This is a genomic window from Pseudomonas sp. RGM2987, from assembly GCF_022952855.1.
In the GTDB taxonomy this organism is placed as follows: Bacteria; Pseudomonadota; Gammaproteobacteria; order Pseudomonadales; family Pseudomonadaceae; genus Aquipseudomonas.
The window spans coordinates 98,824-117,545 of sequence record NZ_JALJDX010000217.1 but is presented as its reverse complement, the minus strand read 5'-3'; the positions used below and the strand labels follow the sequence as shown (position 1 = coordinate 117,545).

The 18,722-nt window shown below is 58.8% G+C and carries 16 protein-coding genes and 1 pseudogene; 4 read left to right on the top strand and 13 right to left on the bottom strand.

Translation table 11 applies throughout. From position 1 onward, the window contains the following. Nucleotides 1–46 precede the first annotated feature (46 nt). A complete protein-coding gene (locus RGM2987_RS22995; protein ID WP_245145106.1) occupies nucleotides 47–1,072 on the bottom strand; it encodes a zinc-dependent alcohol dehydrogenase family protein in 1,026 nt (341 codons plus the stop codon). Between the two features lie 256 nt (nucleotides 1,073–1,328). On the opposite strand from RGM2987_RS22995, the gene RGM2987_RS22990 reads away from it, so the two are divergent. Next, the gene (locus RGM2987_RS22990; RefSeq protein ID WP_245145105.1) at nucleotides 1,329–2,243 is read left to right on the top strand and encodes a LysR family transcriptional regulator; all 915 of its coding nucleotides are present in this window, start codon (nucleotides 1,329–1,331) and stop codon (nucleotides 2,241–2,243) included. Nucleotides 2,244–2,504: 261 nt separating this feature from the next. On the opposite strand, the gene RGM2987_RS22985 is transcribed toward RGM2987_RS22990, so the two are convergent. The 3 genes and pseudogenes from RGM2987_RS22985 to RGM2987_RS22975 all read right to left on the bottom strand — a co-directional run bounded on the left by RGM2987_RS22985 (nucleotide 2,505) and on the right by RGM2987_RS22975 (nucleotide 4,353). Next, nucleotides 2,505–2,930: a hypothetical protein gene (locus tag RGM2987_RS22985; protein WP_245145104.1), complete on the bottom strand. Its 426-nt coding sequence runs from the start codon at nucleotides 2,928–2,930 to the stop codon at nucleotides 2,505–2,507. 232 nt (nucleotides 2,931–3,162) lie between these two features. Further along, nucleotides 3,163–3,378 (bottom strand): annotated as a pseudogene (locus RGM2987_RS22980) (Arm DNA-binding domain-containing protein); the annotation flags it as partial. Between the two features lie 81 nt (nucleotides 3,379–3,459). Beyond that, a complete protein-coding gene (locus tag RGM2987_RS22975) occupies nucleotides 3,460–4,353 on the bottom strand; it encodes a LysR family transcriptional regulator (RefSeq protein WP_245145103.1) in 894 nt (297 codons plus the stop codon). Between the two features lie 100 nt (nucleotides 4,354–4,453). Here RGM2987_RS22975 and RGM2987_RS22970 point away from each other — a divergent pair, with 100 nt between their 5' ends. Next, entirely contained in the window at nucleotides 4,454–5,623 is a 1,170-nt protein-coding gene (locus RGM2987_RS22970) for a mandelate racemase/muconate lactonizing enzyme family protein (protein WP_245145102.1), read from the top strand. Between the two features lie 103 nt (nucleotides 5,624–5,726). After that, the gene (dctA, locus tag RGM2987_RS22965) at nucleotides 5,727–7,034 is read left to right on the top strand and encodes a C4-dicarboxylate transporter DctA (protein ID WP_245145101.1); all 1,308 of its coding nucleotides are present in this window, start codon (nucleotides 5,727–5,729) and stop codon (nucleotides 7,032–7,034) included. On the opposite strand, the gene RGM2987_RS22960 is transcribed toward dctA, so the two are convergent. Beyond that, nucleotides 7,035–7,649, bottom strand: coding sequence for a TetR/AcrR family transcriptional regulator (locus RGM2987_RS22960; protein WP_245145100.1), 615 nt, complete (start codon nucleotides 7,647–7,649; stop codon nucleotides 7,035–7,037). 98 nt (nucleotides 7,650–7,747) lie between these two features. Here RGM2987_RS22960 and RGM2987_RS22955 point away from each other — a divergent pair, with 98 nt between their 5' ends. Continuing rightward, nucleotides 7,748–8,506 (top strand): SDR family oxidoreductase, encoded by a 759-nt coding sequence (locus tag RGM2987_RS22955; RefSeq protein WP_245145099.1) that lies wholly within the window; start codon nucleotides 7,748–7,750, stop codon nucleotides 8,504–8,506. A gap of 152 nt (nucleotides 8,507–8,658) precedes the next feature. On the opposite strand, the gene RGM2987_RS22950 is transcribed toward RGM2987_RS22955, so the two are convergent. The 8 genes from RGM2987_RS22950 to RGM2987_RS22915 form a co-directional block, all read right to left on the bottom strand. Continuing rightward, on the bottom strand, nucleotides 8,659–9,945 hold the full coding sequence (locus RGM2987_RS22950) for a type II toxin-antitoxin system HipA family toxin (RefSeq protein ID WP_245145098.1): 1,287 nt from the start codon (nucleotides 9,943–9,945) through the stop codon (nucleotides 8,659–8,661). Beyond that, complete coding sequence (locus RGM2987_RS22945; protein ID WP_245145097.1) at nucleotides 9,938–10,255, bottom strand: helix-turn-helix transcriptional regulator; 318 nt, start codon at nucleotides 10,253–10,255, stop codon at nucleotides 9,938–9,940. Before RGM2987_RS22945 ends, RGM2987_RS22950 begins: the two co-directional genes overlap by 8 nt. Nucleotides 10,256–10,503: 248 nt before the next feature. Next, nucleotides 10,504–11,877, bottom strand: a complete 1,374-nt coding sequence (locus RGM2987_RS22940) for an LLM class flavin-dependent oxidoreductase (protein WP_245145096.1) — start codon at nucleotides 11,875–11,877, stop codon at nucleotides 10,504–10,506. Between the two features lie 314 nt (nucleotides 11,878–12,191). After that, on the bottom strand, nucleotides 12,192–13,853 hold the full coding sequence (locus tag RGM2987_RS22935) for an ABC transporter ATP-binding protein (protein ID WP_245145095.1): 1,662 nt from the start codon (nucleotides 13,851–13,853) through the stop codon (nucleotides 12,192–12,194). Continuing rightward, complete coding sequence (locus tag RGM2987_RS22930; RefSeq protein WP_245145094.1) at nucleotides 13,850–14,737, bottom strand: ABC transporter permease; 888 nt, start codon at nucleotides 14,735–14,737, stop codon at nucleotides 13,850–13,852. The genes RGM2987_RS22935 and RGM2987_RS22930 overlap by 4 nt, the downstream gene beginning before the upstream one ends. Continuing rightward, nucleotides 14,734–15,744 carry an ABC transporter permease gene (locus RGM2987_RS22925; protein ID WP_245145093.1) on the bottom strand — a complete coding sequence of 337 codons (1,011 nt, stop codon included), beginning with the start codon at nucleotides 15,742–15,744 and terminating at the stop codon, nucleotides 14,734–14,736. The genes RGM2987_RS22930 and RGM2987_RS22925 overlap by 4 nt, the downstream gene beginning before the upstream one ends. A gap of 10 nt (nucleotides 15,745–15,754) precedes the next feature. Then, entirely contained in the window at nucleotides 15,755–17,347 is a 1,593-nt protein-coding gene (locus tag RGM2987_RS22920) for an ABC transporter substrate-binding protein (RefSeq protein ID WP_245145092.1), read from the bottom strand. Beyond that, nucleotides 17,344–18,711, bottom strand: a complete 1,368-nt coding sequence (locus RGM2987_RS22915; RefSeq protein ID WP_245145091.1) for an LLM class flavin-dependent oxidoreductase — start codon at nucleotides 18,709–18,711, stop codon at nucleotides 17,344–17,346. The genes RGM2987_RS22920 and RGM2987_RS22915 overlap by 4 nt, the downstream gene beginning before the upstream one ends. Between the last annotated feature and the right edge of the window lie 11 nt (nucleotides 18,712–18,722).

The following is an 18,722-nucleotide window of genomic DNA, read 5'->3' as shown; positions in this document are numbered from 1 at the left end:
AAGAGCGCGCAAGAGCCCGGGAAATGACTCTTGCGCCAGGCAGGAATCAGGTAGGGTCGACTACCTGAAGGGCAACACGTTCACGGCAAGGGCACTCACCCATGTAACGGTGCGCCTCGACAAACTCGGTGAACGCAAACACCCGGGTCTTGAGGGGCAGCAGCACACGGTCAGCCGTCAACTGGTTGATATCACGCAATGCGCGCTGCAACGCCACCTGGTCCTGAATGATGCCCAGTTCCGGCTTGCCGGTGAAGTTGCCGATGCAGTGCACGAAGAACTGGATGTTCTTCTGGAACGCCGCGCAGGCTGGAAACGGTGTCTGGTTACCGCCCTGCAAGCCGTACAACACCAGGCTGCCGCGGGGAGCCAGCACATCGCCAAGCAATGACATCTGCGGGCCGCCAAGACCATCGAAGACCACATCCACGCCGCGGTTGTCGGTGAACTTGTTGATTTGCATGAGCAAATCCTGCTCTTCGGTCACGATGACCTTCTCGGCGCCCAGCGACAGCAAATACTCACGCTCATCGGCCGTCTTCGTGGCGGCGATCACCCGTACACCCAGGGCCTTGCCCAGTTGCACGAAGGAAGGGCCGGCGCAATGGCTGGCATCGGTAACCAGGGCGAATTGCCCCGGCTTGACCCGTGCCAGGTCGACATAGGCGAAATAGGCGATCAACAGCGGTGTGTAATGCACCGCAGCCTCAATCGGGCTGAGCACGTCGGGATAACGCGTCAGGGCGGTGCGTGGCAGCACGATAATCTCGCCATACACCGGGTAATCGTTCGCGCTTTCGGCAGGAAAGCTTGCGACCTTGTCGCCCACGGCCAGATCGTCGACACCGTCACCCACCGCGGTAATCACCCCGGCCATTTCATGGCCCAGGCCTGATGGCAGGCGTGCCTGGGAGGATGCCAGGTTCTGGCGCCACAGAGTGTCGTACCAGCTGACGCCGATCGCTTCGACACGGACCTGCACTTCTCCTGGCGCAGGAAGGGCTGCCGCATGCTCTTCGCATTTGAGCACCTCGGCACCACCGAACTTGTGAAAACGGATCGTGCGGGACATCGCAAACCTCGTCAAAGTAACCTCTAATGCCATGAACTCTATCCGGGCTTTGGAGCCAAGACCATCAGTGGCTATTAATAGTCGACATGCCTGTCATTGATTCCGCAGCAAGAAAGGTGAACCCATCCTGTAGGCTCAACTCAGAAAAGCTGAATTACCCGGTGCAGAGTACCAGCCTTTGCCCGTAAGATTCATGCCGGCCATTGTTCCTATACCGCCGCCTACGTCAAGCCTGCCGAATCTGCCGGGACCCCAGATGAATCGTAATGACCTGCGTCGTGTCGACCTGAACCTGTTGATTGTGTTCGAAACTTTGATGCACGAACGCAGTGTGACCCGCGCCGCCGAGAAGCTGTTCCTCGGTCAACCGGCGATCAGTGCCGCGCTCTCACGCCTGCGCAGCCTGTTCGATGACCCATTGTTTGTGCGCACCGGCCGCAGCATGGAGCCGTCGGCGCGGGCGGTGGAGATCTTTGCCCTGCTCTCCCCGGCGCTGGACTCGATTTCCACAGCCGTCAGCCGCGCCGCCGAGTTCGACCCGGCCACCAGCACGTCGGTGTTCCGCATCGGCCTGTCGGACGACGCCGAATTCGCCCTGCTGCCGATGCTGCTCAAGCGCCTGCGGGCCGAAGCCCCCGGCATCGTGCTGGTGGTGCGCCGGGTCAACTACATCCTGATGCCAGGCCTGCTGGCATCCGGCGAAATCTCCATCGGTGTCAGCTACACCGACGACCTGCCGGCCAACGCCAAGCGCAAGATCCTGCGTCGGAGCTCGTCCAAGGTATTGCGGGCCGATACTGCACCAGGACGCCTGACCCTGGACGAATTCTGCGCGCGCCCCCACGCACTGGTGTCTTTCGCCGGCGACTTGAGTGGTTTCATCGATGAAGAACTGGAAAAACTCAACCGCAAACGCCACGTCGTCCTGGCCGTACCGCAGTTCAACGGTTTGAGCACGCTGCTGTCAGGCACTGACATCATCGCCATCGTCCCGGACTACACAGCCGATGCCCTGACCGCGGCCGGTGGTGTGCGCGCGGAAGATCCACCCATTCCGGTGCGCAGTTTTGAATTGCACATGGCTTGGCGTGGTTCCCAGGACAACGATCCGGGGGAGCGCTGGTTGCGGTCGCGGATTCAGATGTTCTTCGGGGACCCCGATAGTCTGTAATGGAGTTCCAGTAATTCTATAAAACCGTTTTATAACAAGCGGTTATTGGTAATCAAGAGCCACTGCAGCCTGTCTAAATCCAATAGATCCCACGCCTCATGGGGGCATAATTGGGGGCAATTTCAGTTCCTCAAAAAAGGATGCTTCCATCGATGCCCCAGATCATCCGACTGTTTTCAAACGAAAACTCAGCGATGCATTGAAATCTCGCGCGCTTCCTTCAGACCGATGCTGACAGCCTACTATCCGGAAACCTGCGGTTTACTTGCCCAGAATGTTCGTCAACGCAGCGGTATGACCGGCCGGGTCGTTTTCGCTGGACATCACTTCGATGATGGTGATCTTCTGATCGTTCATCGTCATCAACGAGGCCATCAGCAGTTTCAGGCCGTTGAAATCGTCGGTGCCCTCCAGGCGGTATATCCTCAAGCCGTTCACCTCAATGGTCTTCTCGCTAGTCATGCGAAAGTTGGGTGAAGCGGCCTGCTGCTTATCTTTCAAGGTATCCACGGCAATGCGAAACGCAGCGTCCGGGGTGGTGTCCGCAGTCGGCGCCGGACCTTCGGTAACGATGATGGCCCGCTCGCTTTTCGGATCGAAGTACATCGTGCCGCCGTTCTCGCTGTTCAAGGTACGGGCCTCGACGCCTTGCAGCACGAACTCCAGCTTGCCGCCTGCGAGGGACACCGATTGCGTGTCCGATGCCGCCGTAGCGGTTTTTTCAGGCTGGGCAGCAACTGCCATGGTGGCCGCGCCGCTCAAGGTAGCAAGCACGCACAAGGAAAGGGTCCAGCCCAACAGCAAATGCTTCGACATTGATAGCGCCTTTATTTTCAGGCCGTCGAATACCGATGGCCTGTCGTGCGAGCAGCCTAACTTACTTGCCTGCTCACTTGCTCAGGATGTTGTTCACAGCCGCAGCGTGTCGCTTATATTTGCGGTCAGCATGGGGATTGATACCCTTCGCGAGGAGCGCTCGGGCTTCATCACGCAAGGTGCGTGCTTCACGCAGACCAATCTCAGGATAGCTGCCCAACGAGATGCGCTTTTGCTTGCCGAGCCAGTAGTAGCGCAGATGCCACGATTTGCCATCGGAGGGCGTGACCACCAGGCCTAAGCCGTCAGTTTCGGGAATGCTTTAGATTTTCTCGGCGGCCTTGGCTTGCCCCACGGCCAGATCAGAAAGTGCCATCATCAAACGCCCAAGTCGTGAGACTTAGGCTCGATGCTGCAGGTCGCTTCCCGCCCTCCCCCAGAAATCTTCGGCAGACTGACTGAGGATTGCTTTTGGACGGGTCAGATGAATTTCCAGAGGTATATCCCAGCTTTCGTCGAGCGCTCTGACTAAGCGCCCATCCAGGATTTCTTGTTCGGTAAGGCTCTTAGGCAGCCACGCCACACCTTTGCTTTCCAGGGCCATGGACATGAGTACCGCCGCAAGGTGGCTGCTGAAAAGTGGTTTGAGGTGAAGGTAATCTTCCTTGCCCCGCAATCTGTGGGCGACGATACGCCCCAGTCCAGATTCATGGGTGTAAGCGAGGTATGGCAACGCAGCTGGCGAGGTGCCGAAGTTAGCGGATGCACTCGCAAGAGGAACTAGAATGTCCTCACCTACCTTCTTACTGGTGAACTGATCAGGCGCCAGTAAAGGCGGAACGTCGGGATGGCGGTGGCAGAGCAGGAACTGAACCTGACCATGTATCAGCATCTGCTCACAGGCAGCCATGCTGTCTGAATGCAGCTTCACGGCTTCAATGGGAGCACCATTTTCCGAGCTTCGAAGCCACTTGGGAAAAAACGTAAACGACAGCGAATGAGTTGCCGCGAATTGCAGCGATTTGGCGGCGATTCCTGCTACCTCTTGAGCCTCGTTACGCATCCTGTACAGGTGCCGGGCAGCTTCCTGAGCACTGGGCAAAATTTGCCTTCCTGCCTCGGTAAGGGTTGCTCCTTGTGGTGTGCGCACAAACAACTCGACGCCCATCCAATTCTCCAGTGAACGTACTCTTCGACTGAAGGCTGGCTGAGTAACATGGCGGGCCTCAGCGGCACGGACAAAGCTGCCGTACTCCGCAAGCGCTGAAAGGTCTTCAAGCCAAACGAGTTCCAAGGGGCCATGCCTCCTGTGCATAGGGTGCGGCATTAATAGCATTGGGCGGGTGACATCGCAAAGCATAACGTGGGGCCACAAACAACAAGAGGAGCCCGTCATGCGTATCGTAGACATCCGTGAAAAAACAGTTTCCATTGCCTCCCCCATTGCCAATGCCTATATCGACTTTTCCAAGATGACCTGCTCGGTCGTCGCTGTCATCACGGATGTGATTCGCGATGGCAAACCCGTCATCGGCTACGGTTTCAACTCCAATGGTCGCTATGGCCAAGGCGCTCTGATGCGGGATCGTTTCCTGGCGCGTATCACGCAAGCTGATCCTGACACCCTCATCGACCATGAAAACAACAACCTGGATCCGTTCGCCATCTGGAAAACCCTGATGACCAACGAAAAGCCAGGCGGCCATGGCGAGCGCTCGGTCGCAGTCGGCACCATTGATATGGCCGTGTGGGATGCCGTCGCCAAGATTGAGGGCAAACCGCTGTATCGCCTGCTGGCCGATCGTTACCGTAATGGCGTGGCCGATGACAAGGTCTGGGTCTATGCAGCAGGTGGCTACTACTACCCTGGTAAAGACCAGACCAAGCTCAAGGCAGAAATGCAGAGCTATCTGGATCGTGGCTACGACGTCGTCAAAATGAAGATTGGTGCCGTTCCGCTGGACGAAGATATCCGGCGTATCGAAGCGGTACTCGAAGTGGTCGGGGATGGTCGTCGACTGGCGGTCGATGCCAACGGTCGTTTCGATCTTCAGACTGGTATCGCTTACGCGGAAGCCATTAAGAAGTACAACCTCTTCTGGTACGAGGAAATCGGCGACCCGTTGGATTATGCACTCCAGGCTGAGCTCGCCAATCACTATGAGCTGCCCATGGCGACCGGGGAAAATCTGTTCTCCCATCAGGACGCCCGCAACCTGCTGCGTCACGGCGGCATGCGTCCGGATCGCGACTTCCTACAGTTCGATTGTGCGCTGTCCTACGGGCTCGTGGAGTACATGCGTACCCTGAAAGTGATGGAAGAAATGGGCTGGTCTTCCCGCCGTGTAGTTCCGCATGGTGGTCACCAGATGTCCCTGAACATCGCAGCCGGTCTGCACCTGGGCGGCAACGAATCTTACCCCGACGTGTTCCAGCCTTTCGGCGGCTTCGCCGACGGAATCAAAGTGGAAAACAGTTATGTCGGCCTGCCAGATATTCCAGGTGTTGGCTTCGAAGCCAAGTCCGCCTTGTACGCAGTCATGCGTGAGTTAGGCGAAGGCTGATCAACCTCGATCTGCGGTTTCTGTTTAAAGAGGCCGCAGACTCAGGCGTCATCCACTGACGCCAAACCACATGCCCATCACAAAAATAAAATGAGGTGCTTCCGTGGAAATTTCCAAGTCCCGCTGGTACAGCCAGCTGTACGTGCAGGTGCTGATCGGTATCGTCATCGGCGCAGCGATTGGTCACTTCGAACCGCAATTCGGAGCCAAGCTTCAACCTTTGGCGGATGGTTTTATCAAACTCATCAAAATGCTGTTGGCGCCGATTATTTTCGGCACCGTCGTGGTGGGTATCGCCAAGATGGGCAGCATCAAGGAGGTTGGGCGGATCGGCGTCAAGGCGCTGCTCTACTTTGAAATCCTTTCAACCATAGCGCTGGTCATCGGCCTCATTGTGGTCAATATCGTAAAGCCAGGCGCCGGGATGAATATCAACGCTACCACGCTTGATGCCAGCGCTATCGCCAAGTACAGCCAGGCCGCCACTGAGCAGGGCGGCACCATTGATTTCTTTCTCAACATCATCCCGGGCACCTTCATTGGCGCATTCTCGAATGGCGTCATGCTTCAGGTCATCCTGATTTCGGTATTGATGGGCATTGCCCTCGTTCAAATGGGCGAAACCAGTAAACCGCTGATCAATACCATCGACTTGTTTCTGCAAGGGCTGTTCAAGATCGTGGCAATGGTCATGCGCCTGGCTCCGATTGGTGCCGGCGCCGGGATGGCTTTCACCATAGGCAAGTACGGAATTGGTACCTTGCTGTCACTCGGCCAGTTGCTGGTCGCGCTCTACATCACCACCTTGATTTTCATCGTGGTAGTACTGGGTACGGTTGCCAGATGGTCGGGCATGCCGCTTATGCAGTTTCTGCGTTATTTCAAGGATGAAATTCTCATCACGCTTGGCACCTGCTCAACCGAAGCCGTGCTTCCGCGAATGATGGTGAAACTTGAAAAGCTGGGCTGCAAGAAGTCGGTGGTGGGCATGGTGTTACCCACTGGATATGCCTTCAACGCGGATGGCACCTGCATTTACCTCACCATGGCGGCGATTTTTATTGCACAGGCAACCAATACGCCACTGACGTTCATGGATCAGATGATTCTGCTGGGCGTATTCCTGCTGACCTCAAAAGGCTCCGCTGGCGTGGCGGGCGCCGGGTTCATAACACTGGCGGCAACGCTCACAACCATCCACTCCATTCCGTTGGTAGGCCTGGTCCTGCTTTTGGGCATCGACCGTTTCCTCAACGAAGCGCGAGCCGTGACTAACCTGATCGGCAACGGTATCGGCACCATCGCCATTGCCAAATGGGACAACTCCTTTGACGCCGAAGCCTGCGAGCGTGAGATCGCCGCAATGAAACACGAAAAGGCCGTGCGCAAAGCAGCGTTGCCGCAAAAGTAATCAGCAAGGTCGATCCAATCCATGTTCGTATGGGATTTTTTCCAGACTTTCGGGACTGCCAGCGCACAGACCATCCATCACCAAGTTCATCAATCTGGCTAGACGCGAGCGCCATTCGCTCTGGGCATCCATTTGCCATATTCCCGCGATGGCCAGAAAAAAGTCGTCGTTGGTAATCCCGCTACGAATGGTTCCGGCCTTTTCATTTGCCCTCAAAAGCGACTCGGCAGCTTCCTGAACCGGAGCGTATCCCGACTTGCCTGGGAATTCGTAAACAGAGGCAGCTTGTTGTATCGCAGCAGCGAGTCCTGCCTTTGTCATTGCATATTCAGCGAGGCAGTCCATCCACTCTCGGAGGGCTTGCTTGGGTGGTTTTGTTGCGAGCAACTCTTGCGCCAACGAGGCCACCTGCTGCATTTCGAATTGATAGACCTCGAATACCAGCTTCTCCCTGGTAGGGAAGTGACGATAGAACGTGCCCTGCCCTACGCCTGCCTTCTTCGCAATCGTGCTTAACGCAATCGCAGGATCGTTGGTCAGTTCGACCACTGCGACCTCCAGAATCCGTTCCCGGTTTTTCTTGGCATCAGAACGCATCACCAACTTGTCAGTCATGAGCAAAGTTTTCCTTCATGCATTGCTAAGCGGACAGTTGTCCGGTACGGTTTGTAAGTGGACACTTGTCCGCTTATGAAACATTTCTGGAGTTTACTATGAACAGCACTGGCAACACGATTCTGGTCACTGGCGGCACCTCAGGCATTGGCCTTGGTCTGGCACTCAGGCTTCACAATGCGGGCAACCAAGTCATTATCGCGGGACGTCGCAAGGCTCTGCTCGACAAGATCGTGTCGGAGCACCCAGGTATTGAATCACTGTTGCTGGACGTCTCCGACCCACAATCCATCCAGCGCAGCAGCGAGGCGCTTGCGATCAGCCATCCGAACCTGAACGTTCTGATAAACAACGCCGGGATCATGCACTGGGAGGATCTGACTGATCCGCAAAGCCTGAGCACAGCCGAAGATATCGTGACTACGAACCTACTTGGCACGATTCGTATGGTTTACGCATTCACTCCCCATCTGATCAAGCAACCCAGTGCAACGATTGTGAATGTCAGCTCAGCGCTGGCATTCGTACCACTGCCAGCCACACCGACCTACAGTGCAACCAAAGCGGCGGTTCACTCGTTTACCCAAAGTCTTCGAGTTCAGCTGGAAGCCTCGTCAGTCGAGGTTATCGAGCTTGCTCCGCCGGGTGTACGTACCACGTTGCTTGGGCAGGAAAATGACGAACACGCGATGCCCTTGGAAGCGTTCCTGGATGAAATCTTCGAACTGCTCAAGATCTCGCCAACGCCACCCGAACTCGTCGTTGAACGCGCCAAGCCGTTAAGGTTTGCTGAAGCGAGCGGTTCACATGATGAGGTGTTGAAAATGCTTGCGGGATACAAACCACCGGCAGAATGATGTTAACCGTTTGGGTCGCACCTTTTTGCCTTCCAGGTAAGCCGATGGCATCGGCTTACCTGGATTCAGTCGCCTTTCGCTCAGCGTGGGGCCCTACGTGCCCGAAGCACACGGCAGCGTCGATGATAAGAGTCGCTCGCGCCTCCCGATCTTCAACGGCGACCGCTGCCCGCGTGATCGTGGTGTAGCCGAGCCACGTTCTGGTCGATGCGGCCTTGGATCGTGCGCAAAGTGTCTTGAGTAATATCCCGTGGGTATAGATTCTCGGCGATGGTTGCAAACCGGCTCGCTACATCACAAATGCCGTCAATCATTCTTCCTGCAACGTCCGGTGGCACCTCGGCTTCCTCGGCAAGTCGAAGCATTTGCGTGCGGGAAATCGACAGGGCTTCCCCCATCACATCCATCTGGTGATACCCACTTGGCCCCTCGCAGAAGGTCACGTCGTAAGCCGGCGACAATCTCCACTGACCGTCTTGCGACATGATGTAGGCAAAGTTCTTGGGATGATCGTCTCTGTTGTTGAACGCAACATTGAAGACGGCACGTTCGAAGGCCACCGCCATCCCTCGCACGTCGTTGGTACACATCTGTGTTGCCCGTAAGAAGTTGACGTAGTCCAACACCCCCGCAGACCGGTAATTTGCCCCCGTAAAGGCCGCGAGGCTTTGCATGGGTACACGCAGACCATCCCGGCGGTCAAATCGCTTACTGGCAAACGCTGCTAACCCATTAGGCAGACTGAAGTACTGCGTGTCAGGGGTCTCGATACCGCACATGCGCAGGCACTCGGCGTAGACCATTTCGATAGCGCACACCTCGGCATGTTCTTCCTTGGCCGGGAATTTAATCATCCATGCTTCAAAGCCCGGCGTGACGGCAGTGGTAAACCCGCCAGTTTCGGGATCGCGATAGACGAGGGCCTTAGGCCTTGCACCTTGAGGCGAGCCGCCCACCAGCAGCAACGTCTGCAGGAACTCGCCACCGTCGCCATGGAGCACTTCCTGCACTTCGGCGGCAAGCTGTTCCAGCGGGATGTGGACTTCCGATTCCTGACCTTCGGGTGCCACGGGCTCAAACGTCATGGCACCCATCGCATTGCTACCGATGTAGGCCAGCCGTTCCAGTGAGCCGATGCGCGCCGTGGTGAGCCCGCGGCGCCTGAACATACGGTCCATCAGCAACATGCCCCACCCATCCGGCAACGAGTCGTAAACAGGCCCTGGCAAGTACAGTTGGTGGTCTGGAAAATCTCGGCGCAACTGAGCCCCCTCCAACGGCAGCGTGTAGGAGGACAGTTCCAAGCCCCTTTGCCTGGCTTCATTGCTGTACTCGAACACGATCAGCGGGCGACCGGTCAGGGCGGTCGTGGAGACCAGCGTGCCCCATTGCCATCGCTCACCCCAGCCCTCGTAGAAGACGTTCACCTGCTCAAGCATTGCCGGACTTCCTCTTTGTACGAAGACGATTAGCGCTGTTTTCGTAGCGCCGAATATCCTCAATGCTATCCAGCTTTGGCAGGAACAGACCTTCAAGCTCCTTGGTTCGGCCAAGGGCCATCGCCACCCGAACGACGTTCTCGAATCCGACATTGCGGCCGGCTTCAAGGTTGGACACGGTGTTGGTGCCGATGCCGGCACGCCCGGCCAAGTCGGCTTGTGTCATGTCCAGCGCCAAACGCTCTGTGCGCAAGCGATTGCAGAGGCGCTTGACGACCTCACTCGGCTTGCTGAAGCTTAAATCCAACATAATGTGTACTCAGCCCATTCTGTGCCAGCTAGTTCACAAAATTATAGAATTAGCGCCCAGCGCTATCAAGTTGCGTAACTCCCTGATTTTGTGTCTTAGCACTTTTTTTATGGATTTAGTCACATCTCATTCATATCGGTCAGAACGTACTCACGGTGAATGCGTCCGGGGCGTCATCGATTAGCGGGTGCATCAGATTTCCATACGTATAGGCCGCAGGGTAAGCGAGTCGCCCCCCTCTAGAGGGCTCAGTCGAAACGGAACGAAGCGCCATAAGCTGACGCGGGCAAATGGCTCGAACCGTCAGCCCGTAACCGCGAACGGAAGGTACCGCCTTGCGGTTGGGATCGGTATAGGCCACGTTTTTGCAGTTCAGGGATGACCAGCTCGACGAAGTCTTCAAGACTGCCAGGGCTGATCAACGGGTTGAGCATGTAGCCGCTGGTGCCTGAGATGCGTGCGTGCTCCTCAATGCGCTCGGCCACCTGTTGCGGGGTGCCTACGAGGATCAGATCGCTGCCTCGGGTTACGTTGGCAAAGCGCTGCTTGACGTCGCCCGCGGTCAACGGCTTGCCACTTCCATCAGGACGCATCACGTAGGAGGTCATGCCTTCGGTGTGGGTCGAAAGCGCGTCACTGTCAGCGTAGCGGCTGATATCGATACCGGTGTCGCCAGCGTAGCTCACCAATTGTGCCTGAAAGTGATAGTTGCTTTGCAGCTCATCATATTTGCGCTGAGCTTCGTTCTCGGTCCTGGCCGTGACGATACGCAGCACCGTTAGAGACTTCACATCCCCAGGCTGACGGCCACGTGCCTGGGCTTGGGCCCAGATTTCTTGCAGCCCCTGACGAATTTCCAATGGGTTGGATTTGGCGATGAAGATCAGTTCAGCGTGCTTGGCCGCGAATGCCCGGCCACGCCCTGACCAGCCGGCCTGGATCAGGACAGGTGTGCGCTGGGGTGATGGCGAGGTCAAGTGCGGCCCCGCCACACGGTAATGCTCACCTACGTGGTTGATTGGCCGCACACGATCACCCCGCGCGTAAAGTTGGCGAGCCTTGTCCGCGACCACGGCGTCGTTGGCCCAACTGCCTTCCCAGAGTTTGTAGACCACATCGAGAAACTCTTCAGCGCGCTCGTAGCGATCATCGTGCTTGATCATCTGCTCCAGGCCGAAGTTGCGGGCGGCGCTGGACAGGTACGAGGTGACGATGTTCCAGCCCACCCGGCCATTGGTGAGGTGATCCAGCGTGCTGAAGCGTCGAGCATGGGTAAAGGGATGTTCGTAGCTGGTGGTCACGGTGACGCCAAAGGCCAGGTTGTCCGTCACGGCCGCCAATGCAGGAATGATCATCAGCGGGTCATTGGCCGGTGCTTCCACCGCCCATTTCATCGCCGCATCGGCGTTACCACCAAAAACATCGTAGAAGCCCAGGACGTCACCGAAAAAAAGCATGTCGAGGTGAGCCTGGTCGGCAATGCGAGCCAGATTCGACCAATAGCCCAGAGAATTGATAGCCAGTCGTTCGTCAGCGGGGTGCGTCCAGAGGCTTGGCGCACCACCACAGCCCACACTGGCTTGCTCATAGAGCGCAAACAAAAGAGGTTTTGGATCGGACATCGTGGTTCCTGTAATCCTACCGCCTGCAACTGCAGGATTGCGCCGCGCGCGAACCGCAGCACTTCCGTGAGACATAAAGCTAATCGATCTTAAAAAATAGAAATAAATATCTTTTTCGAATTAGCTTAAGCCTTCTTTTCCGAAGGTATCGGCGGCCGCATTGCTCGGATGCCGGGCGTATTGGCGATAACTGGGGCAGTTATTTACCGTTCGGTTTCACAGGCGGCTATTACTACATGCGGTGGCAGTACTCGTTCTGATTGTTCGAGAAACAGGTCAAGAGATCGCAGGCTGCGACCCAGGCCAACCGCCGTTCATGCCCCTGCGGCGGCGAGTGCGAAGGTGCGGCCAGAGGCCTCGAGGCTATGGCGCCGGCCCGGAATATCCGCCAACAGACTGCGCGTGTAGTCACTGGAAGGCGCCTGAAAGATCTGCTCACAGGCCCCCTGCTCCACCACCCGGCCCGCCTGCATCACAACCACCTGATCCGAAATCTGCCGAACCACCGCCAGATCATGAGAGATAAACAGATAACTCAGACCAAGGCGCGCCTGCAGTTCCCCCAACAACTTCAGAATCTGCCCCTGAACCGAAGCATCCAATGCCGACAACGGCTCATCGAGCACCAGCAGTTCCGGTTCCAGCCCCAGCGCCCGGGCGATCGCTACACGTTGACGCTGGCCCCCGGACAATTCGGTGGGACGACTTCCAAGCAACCGCGCTGGCAGCTCGACCTGCTCCAGCAGGGTCGCCGCCCGTTGCCGACGCCAGGCCGCGTCCCCTACCGCAAAGGCTTGCAGCGGCTCGCAGATGATCTGCTCCAGGCTCAAACGCGGATTGAGCGACGCATAGGGGTTCTGATAGACCACCTGGATCCGTCGGCGCAGGGCCAGCCATTCGCGCTGTGAAACCTTGCTGATCTCCTGACCATCGAACACCACACTCCCTGTATCGGGTCGCTCAAGACCGAGAATCAACCGCGCGGTGGTGGACTTGCCCGAACCCGACTCGCCCACCAGGCTGGTGGTGCCGTGTCGGGGCAAATGAAAGGACACCCCATCGACCGCCGCTGGCCCAGGGCCCCAGGTGGAGAAGTTTTTGCTGAGGTCCTTCGCCACCAGGAGCGTGGCGGACTTGCCAGCAACCGGCGGCAATGCTGCCGGCGCCCGCGGTTGTTGCACGCTCAGGCTCGGTGCGGCGTTAAGCAGCTGTTGCGTGTAGGCGTGTTGCGGCGCCTGGAAAATCCGCCGCGCATCGCCGGCCTCGACGATTCGCCCCTGGTGCATCACCAACAGCCGATCGGCGCGATCCAGCGCCACCCCAAGATCATGGGTAATCAGCAACACCGCGGTTCTGCGTTCAAGGGCCAATGCTTGCAAACGGTCGAGAATCTGGCGCTGCACGCCGACATCCAGCGCACTGGTGGGCTCATCCGCGATAATCAGAGGCGGATCGTTGGCCAGGGCGATGGCAATCAGCACCCGCTGACGCATGCCCCCCGATAACTGATGGGGATAGCTGCGCGCAATCCGCTCGACCTCCGCCAGACCAACCTCGCGCAGCAACTCCAGGCTGCGCTGGCGGGCCAGCGCTTTCGGCACACCGTGCAGGGTCAGGGCTTCAATCAATTGGCTGCCGATACGCTTGACCGGATCGAGTGATAACCCGGGGTCCTGGGGGACGAAGCCAATGCGGCGCCCGCGAATCGATTGCCACTGGCGCTCACTGGCCTGCGTCAACTCCTGACCCGCCAGGCGAATGCTGCCCGCCTCGATCCGTGCGTTGGCGGCCAGCAAACCCACCAGCGCTGCGGCCGTGGTCGATTTGCCCGAGCCGGACTCGCCGACAATCGCCAGTATTTCGCCGGCCTGCAGTTGGAAATCGATGCCCGCCACGCCTTCGGTCCGCCCTTCGCGGCCCTGATAAGCGATGCACAGATGGCGCACCTCCAACAAAGGTTCCTGTTGCCGATTCATCCACGTGCTCCCTGTTCATCCTGTAACGTCCTGGCCAATTGGTTGGCCGACACCACCACCGCCGCCACCACCAGCCCGGGCAAACTGGTGTACCACCAGGCGGATACCATGTAGTTGCGTCCTTCGGACACCAGCAAGCCCCACTCCGGCTGCGGTGGCGGTGCGCCGAACCCGAGAAAACTCAAGGCCGACACCGCCAACACGGCGCTGCCAAATTCCAGGGCAGCCAATGCCAGCACCGGTGCGGTCGCGTGCGGCAGGATGTGCCTGAGGATGATGGTCCACGGCCCGACACCGCAGGCTGACGCGGCTTCGACAAAGGTGCTGGCGTTCCAGCGCAGCACTTCGCCCCTGACCAGGCGCGCGAACGTTGCGACGGACGACAACCCGACCGCCAGGGCAATATTCAAGGTGCCAAAACCCAGCACCGTGATCACCGCCATGGCCAGCAGCAACGCTGGAATCGCCATCAGGATTTCCACCAGGCGCATCAACGCAGCGTCGATCCACCCGCCAAAAAATCCCGCCAGTACACCGAGCACGGTGCCACTGAACAAGGCGATCACCACCGCCAGCAGCGTCGCCTGCAACGACAGCGCCGCGCCGTACACCGTGCGGCTGTAGAGGTCGCGCCCCAAATGATCGGTGCCAAACCAGTGCGCCAGGGACGGTCCCTGCAACGCGTTGGCAGGAACGCCGAGCAAGGGATCGAAGTGGCTGAACAGGTGCGGCCAGAGTGCCCAACTCAAGACCAGGAGCAACACCAACAGCCCCAGCGGCAACAGCGGTCGCCGGCGCAGAACCCGCAGCAGCGTTGCCGGCCAGCCCGAGCGCCAGCGCGTCCGGCGTGCCGTGGGCAACACATCAATCAAACCACCACTCATTTTCTGGCTCCCGTGGCGTTGGCGCGGATACGCGGATCAAGCAGCGGATACAACAGATCGACCAGCAAATTGACGACGATGAAGATCAGCGCCGCCAACAGCACCACGCCCTGCACCATGGGGATGTCCTGACTGCTGACCGCCGCTTGTGCCAGGCGTCCGACGCCGTCACGGGAGAACACGGTTTCCGTCACCACCGAACCCGCCAGCAGCGAACCGACGATCACCCCGGACACACTCAAAATGGGAATCACCGCGTTGTGCAGCACATGCACCAGCAGCAAACGCACCGGGCCCAGCCCCTTGGCTCGCAATGCTTCAACGAAAGGCTGGCGCCAGGTCGCAGCCAGTGACCGCGCCAGCACCTGGGCGATCACTGCGCTGGTGGGAATGGCCAGTGTCAGGGCCGGCAGCACCAGCGAGGCCAGTCCCCGGTTGCCCATCGCCGGGAACCAGTGCCAGCCGAAAGAAAACCATTGCAACAGCAGCAACCCGACCCAAAAGGTCGGCAATGACACAGCCACCGCCGGCAACCCCAGCAGCAGATTGCGCAACCAGGCACGGCGCGTCAGGCTGGCGCCCAAGGCCAGGCCGACGCCTGCCACCAAGGCCACCGTCAGTGCCAGAAAGGTCAGCGCAGCTGTCGCCGGCAACGCGTCGGCCAATGACCGGGAAACTGGCTGGCCACTCTGGATCGAGTGACCGAAATCCAGCTGCACCGCTCGCCACAGGGCAATCCCGTACTGCACCGCCAAGGGTTCATCGAGGTGATACTGCGCACGCAGCGCATTGACCTGCGCCTGATTGACCGTGCTCTGCTCGCCACTCTGATTGAGCATGATGCTCACCGGATCGCTAGGCAGCGCATAGAGAATCAGGAACGACAAACTGAACGCTGCCCACAGCACCAACAACGCCTGCCAGGCGCGGGCCAGCAGATAGTGCCCGATACCCGGACTGCGGCGCCGTGCGGTGGCCGGGTCCGCTACCACTGAAGCATCACTCATCGCCCGATCCTCATGGCTGCAACCATGTGTCGAAGAACTGCAACCGCGAAGAGGCTTCGTAATGCAGGCCTTGCACCGTTTTGCCGTGGGCCATGACGGTGGCCAGTTCAATCAGCGCAATCGCATGCCCGTCGCGCAGCAGCCATTCGCTGGCCTGATCGATCAAGGTCTGGCGTTTATCACGGTCGAGGGTCTCGGCGGACTCGCGCAACAGTCGGTCCACTTCACCGCTCTGGCGCTGGTTGATGTTGTAGCCGGCAGCATCGAACAACGTGCGCAGCACATCCGGATCGGCGCGCGTCAGGTTGAGAAAGCGCAGGCTGAAATCGCCGCTGGCCTGTAGCGCAGTCACCTGGCTTAACGTCGATTTGTTCAGGCGCAAGTCGATTCCCACCCGTTTCAACTGTTGCTGGACCAGTTCGAGAATCGGCGTCGGCTGCCAGTAATCGAGACGAAACGACAAGCGCTGGCCGTCTTTGCTGCGAATCCCGTCTGCCCCCGGCTGCCAACCGGCTTCATCGAGCAGGCGCCGGGCTGCCTCCGGGTCATAGGTCAGCAAAGCCGAAAAATCCCGATAGAACGGCGTGCTGCTGGCGATCAGGGCACTGGCTGGTTTCTGGTAGCGGGAAATGATGCTTTGCAGTTCCGCCCGATCGATCGCCTTGCTCAGCGCCTGACGCACCTTGATATCGGCAAACAGCGGCGTCGACTCATTCAGTGCCAGGTTGTACACCACACCGGGATTGGCCCGGGTCAACAGCACCAGGCCCTGGCTGGCGATGCTTTGCTCATCTTGCGGCGCAACCCCGGTGTTCACGTCGATCTGGCCCGACGCCAGGCTACCCAGGCGCACGCCCGACTCGGGAATGATCAGGAATTCGATGCCGTCGAGCCGGGCTTTGCCGCTGTGCGCCGCCAGCGACGAAGCCCAGCTGTAATCCTCGCGCCGTTGCAGCGACACGCTCTGGTTGTGCACGAAGGATTTCAGCACAAACGGTCCCGAGCCAATCAACTGGCCCTGGCAACGCTCTCCGGCTGCCAGGCCAAGGGTCGCTTTGGACAGCAAGCCCAACGTCATGGTCGAGGTCGCCTGAAGAAACTGCGCGTTGGGCTGCTCGAACTCGACCACCACGGTGTGACTGTCCGGCGTCTCGATGCGCTTGAGACCTGCCAGGTAGGTCGAGCCAAGGATCGAGCGCGCGCCGAGGGCGACCACGCCTTCGAAATTCGCCTTGACCGCCGCCGCGTCAACCGCTGTGCCGTCACTGAAAGTGGCTCCCTCGCGCAGGACAAAGGTGAAACGTCGAGAATCGGCATCGACTTCCCAGCGTTGCGCCAGCCACGGCACGATCGCGCCGTTGAGCGGGTCCTGATCGGTCAACGAATCGACCAATTGCCGTCCGACATTGAGCGCCGTGTTGTTCCCGGCCTGCTGTGGATCGACGCATTGCGGATCACCCTCCAGCGCGACCCGCAGCGTGCCACCGTTCTGCGGTTTGGATGCCACCGCGCTGGTCACGCTGCCCTGCGGATCACCACAAGCCCCCAGCAACAGCGCCAGCAACGGCGCCGAGAGATGCCGCCAACGGATCCGCTCACTCATGATTGAACCTCTTTAAGCGACTGCAGGTTCTGGCCGGCGTAGCGGTTGGCGATGTAAGGCAAACCAAGGTTTTCGCGCAAGGTTTTGCCCTGATACTCACGACGGAACAACCCGCGCCGTTGCAACTCCGGCACCACGCCATCGGCGAAATCGCCAATACCTTGCTGCAAGCCGGAAAACATCACGTTGAACCCGTCCGCGGCATCGTTCTCGAACCACTCCTGAAAGTCATCGGCAATGCTTTGCGGGGTGCCGATCAAGATACGGTGGCCGCCAGCGGTGAGTTTGTTGAATAGCTCGCGCACCGTCGGACGTTCCCTGCGGATCAGGTCAAACACCAGTTTCTGCCGGCTCTTGTGGGTGTTGGTGTCGAACTGCTCGGGCGGCAGCGGCACCCGCGAGTCGAACGGCAACTCGGACAGATCGAAACCCAGGCTGGTAAAACGCGAGATCGAACTGAGGAAGGATTTCGGGTCTTGCAGCTCCTGCAACTGGTCATATTTGGCCTGAGCCTCGGCCTGGGTTTTACCCACTATCGTGGAGACCCCCGGCAGCACTTTCAGGTATTCGGGATTGCGCCCCAGACGCTGGGCGCTTTGCTTGATTTCGCGATAGAAAGCCTGCCCCTGCTCGACCGTATGTTGAGCGGTGAAAATCAACTCCCCCGCCCTTGCCGCCAACCTTTTCCCCGAGTCCGACGAACCGGCCTGGGCGATCACCGGGTAGCCCTGGACCGGACGAGCCGCGTTCAGCGGGCCCTGGACCTGGAAGTACTTGCCGTGATGATTGAGCACATGCAGTTTGTCGACGTCGAGCCAGCGACCGGATGCTTTGTCCTGAATAAAGGCATCGTCCTCCCAAGAGTCCCAGAGCCCCGTGACCACATCGTGGAACTCCTCGGCGCGCTCATAGCGATCCGCATGTTTGATGTGCGCGTCGAGGTTGAAGTTTTCTCCGCCTCCCAGCGATGTCACCAGGTTCCAGCCCACGCGCCCCCCACTCAGATGATCGATGGAGGCAAACTTGCGGGCGATGTTGAACGGTTCGTTGTAGGTGGTGCTGGCGGTGGCGATCAGGCCGATATGCCGCGTCGCCAGCGCCAGCGCGGGCAGCAGCACCAACGGGTCCCAGCGCACGCTGTTGGGACCGTTGGCCAGTGCCAGCGGATCGAGATCGACATTCACCGTATCGTTGAAGAACAACGCATGAAAACGCGCGGCTTCGAGCTTTTCGGCGATCGCGCGATAGTGTTCGAAATCGCGGAACGAGTCGCTGGCCGCCGTCGGGTGACGCCAACTGGAACCCTGGATACCGGCGCTGGGAATGAAGGCACCCAGAATGATTTGTCTGTCGTTATGGCTCATGTCGGGGTCCT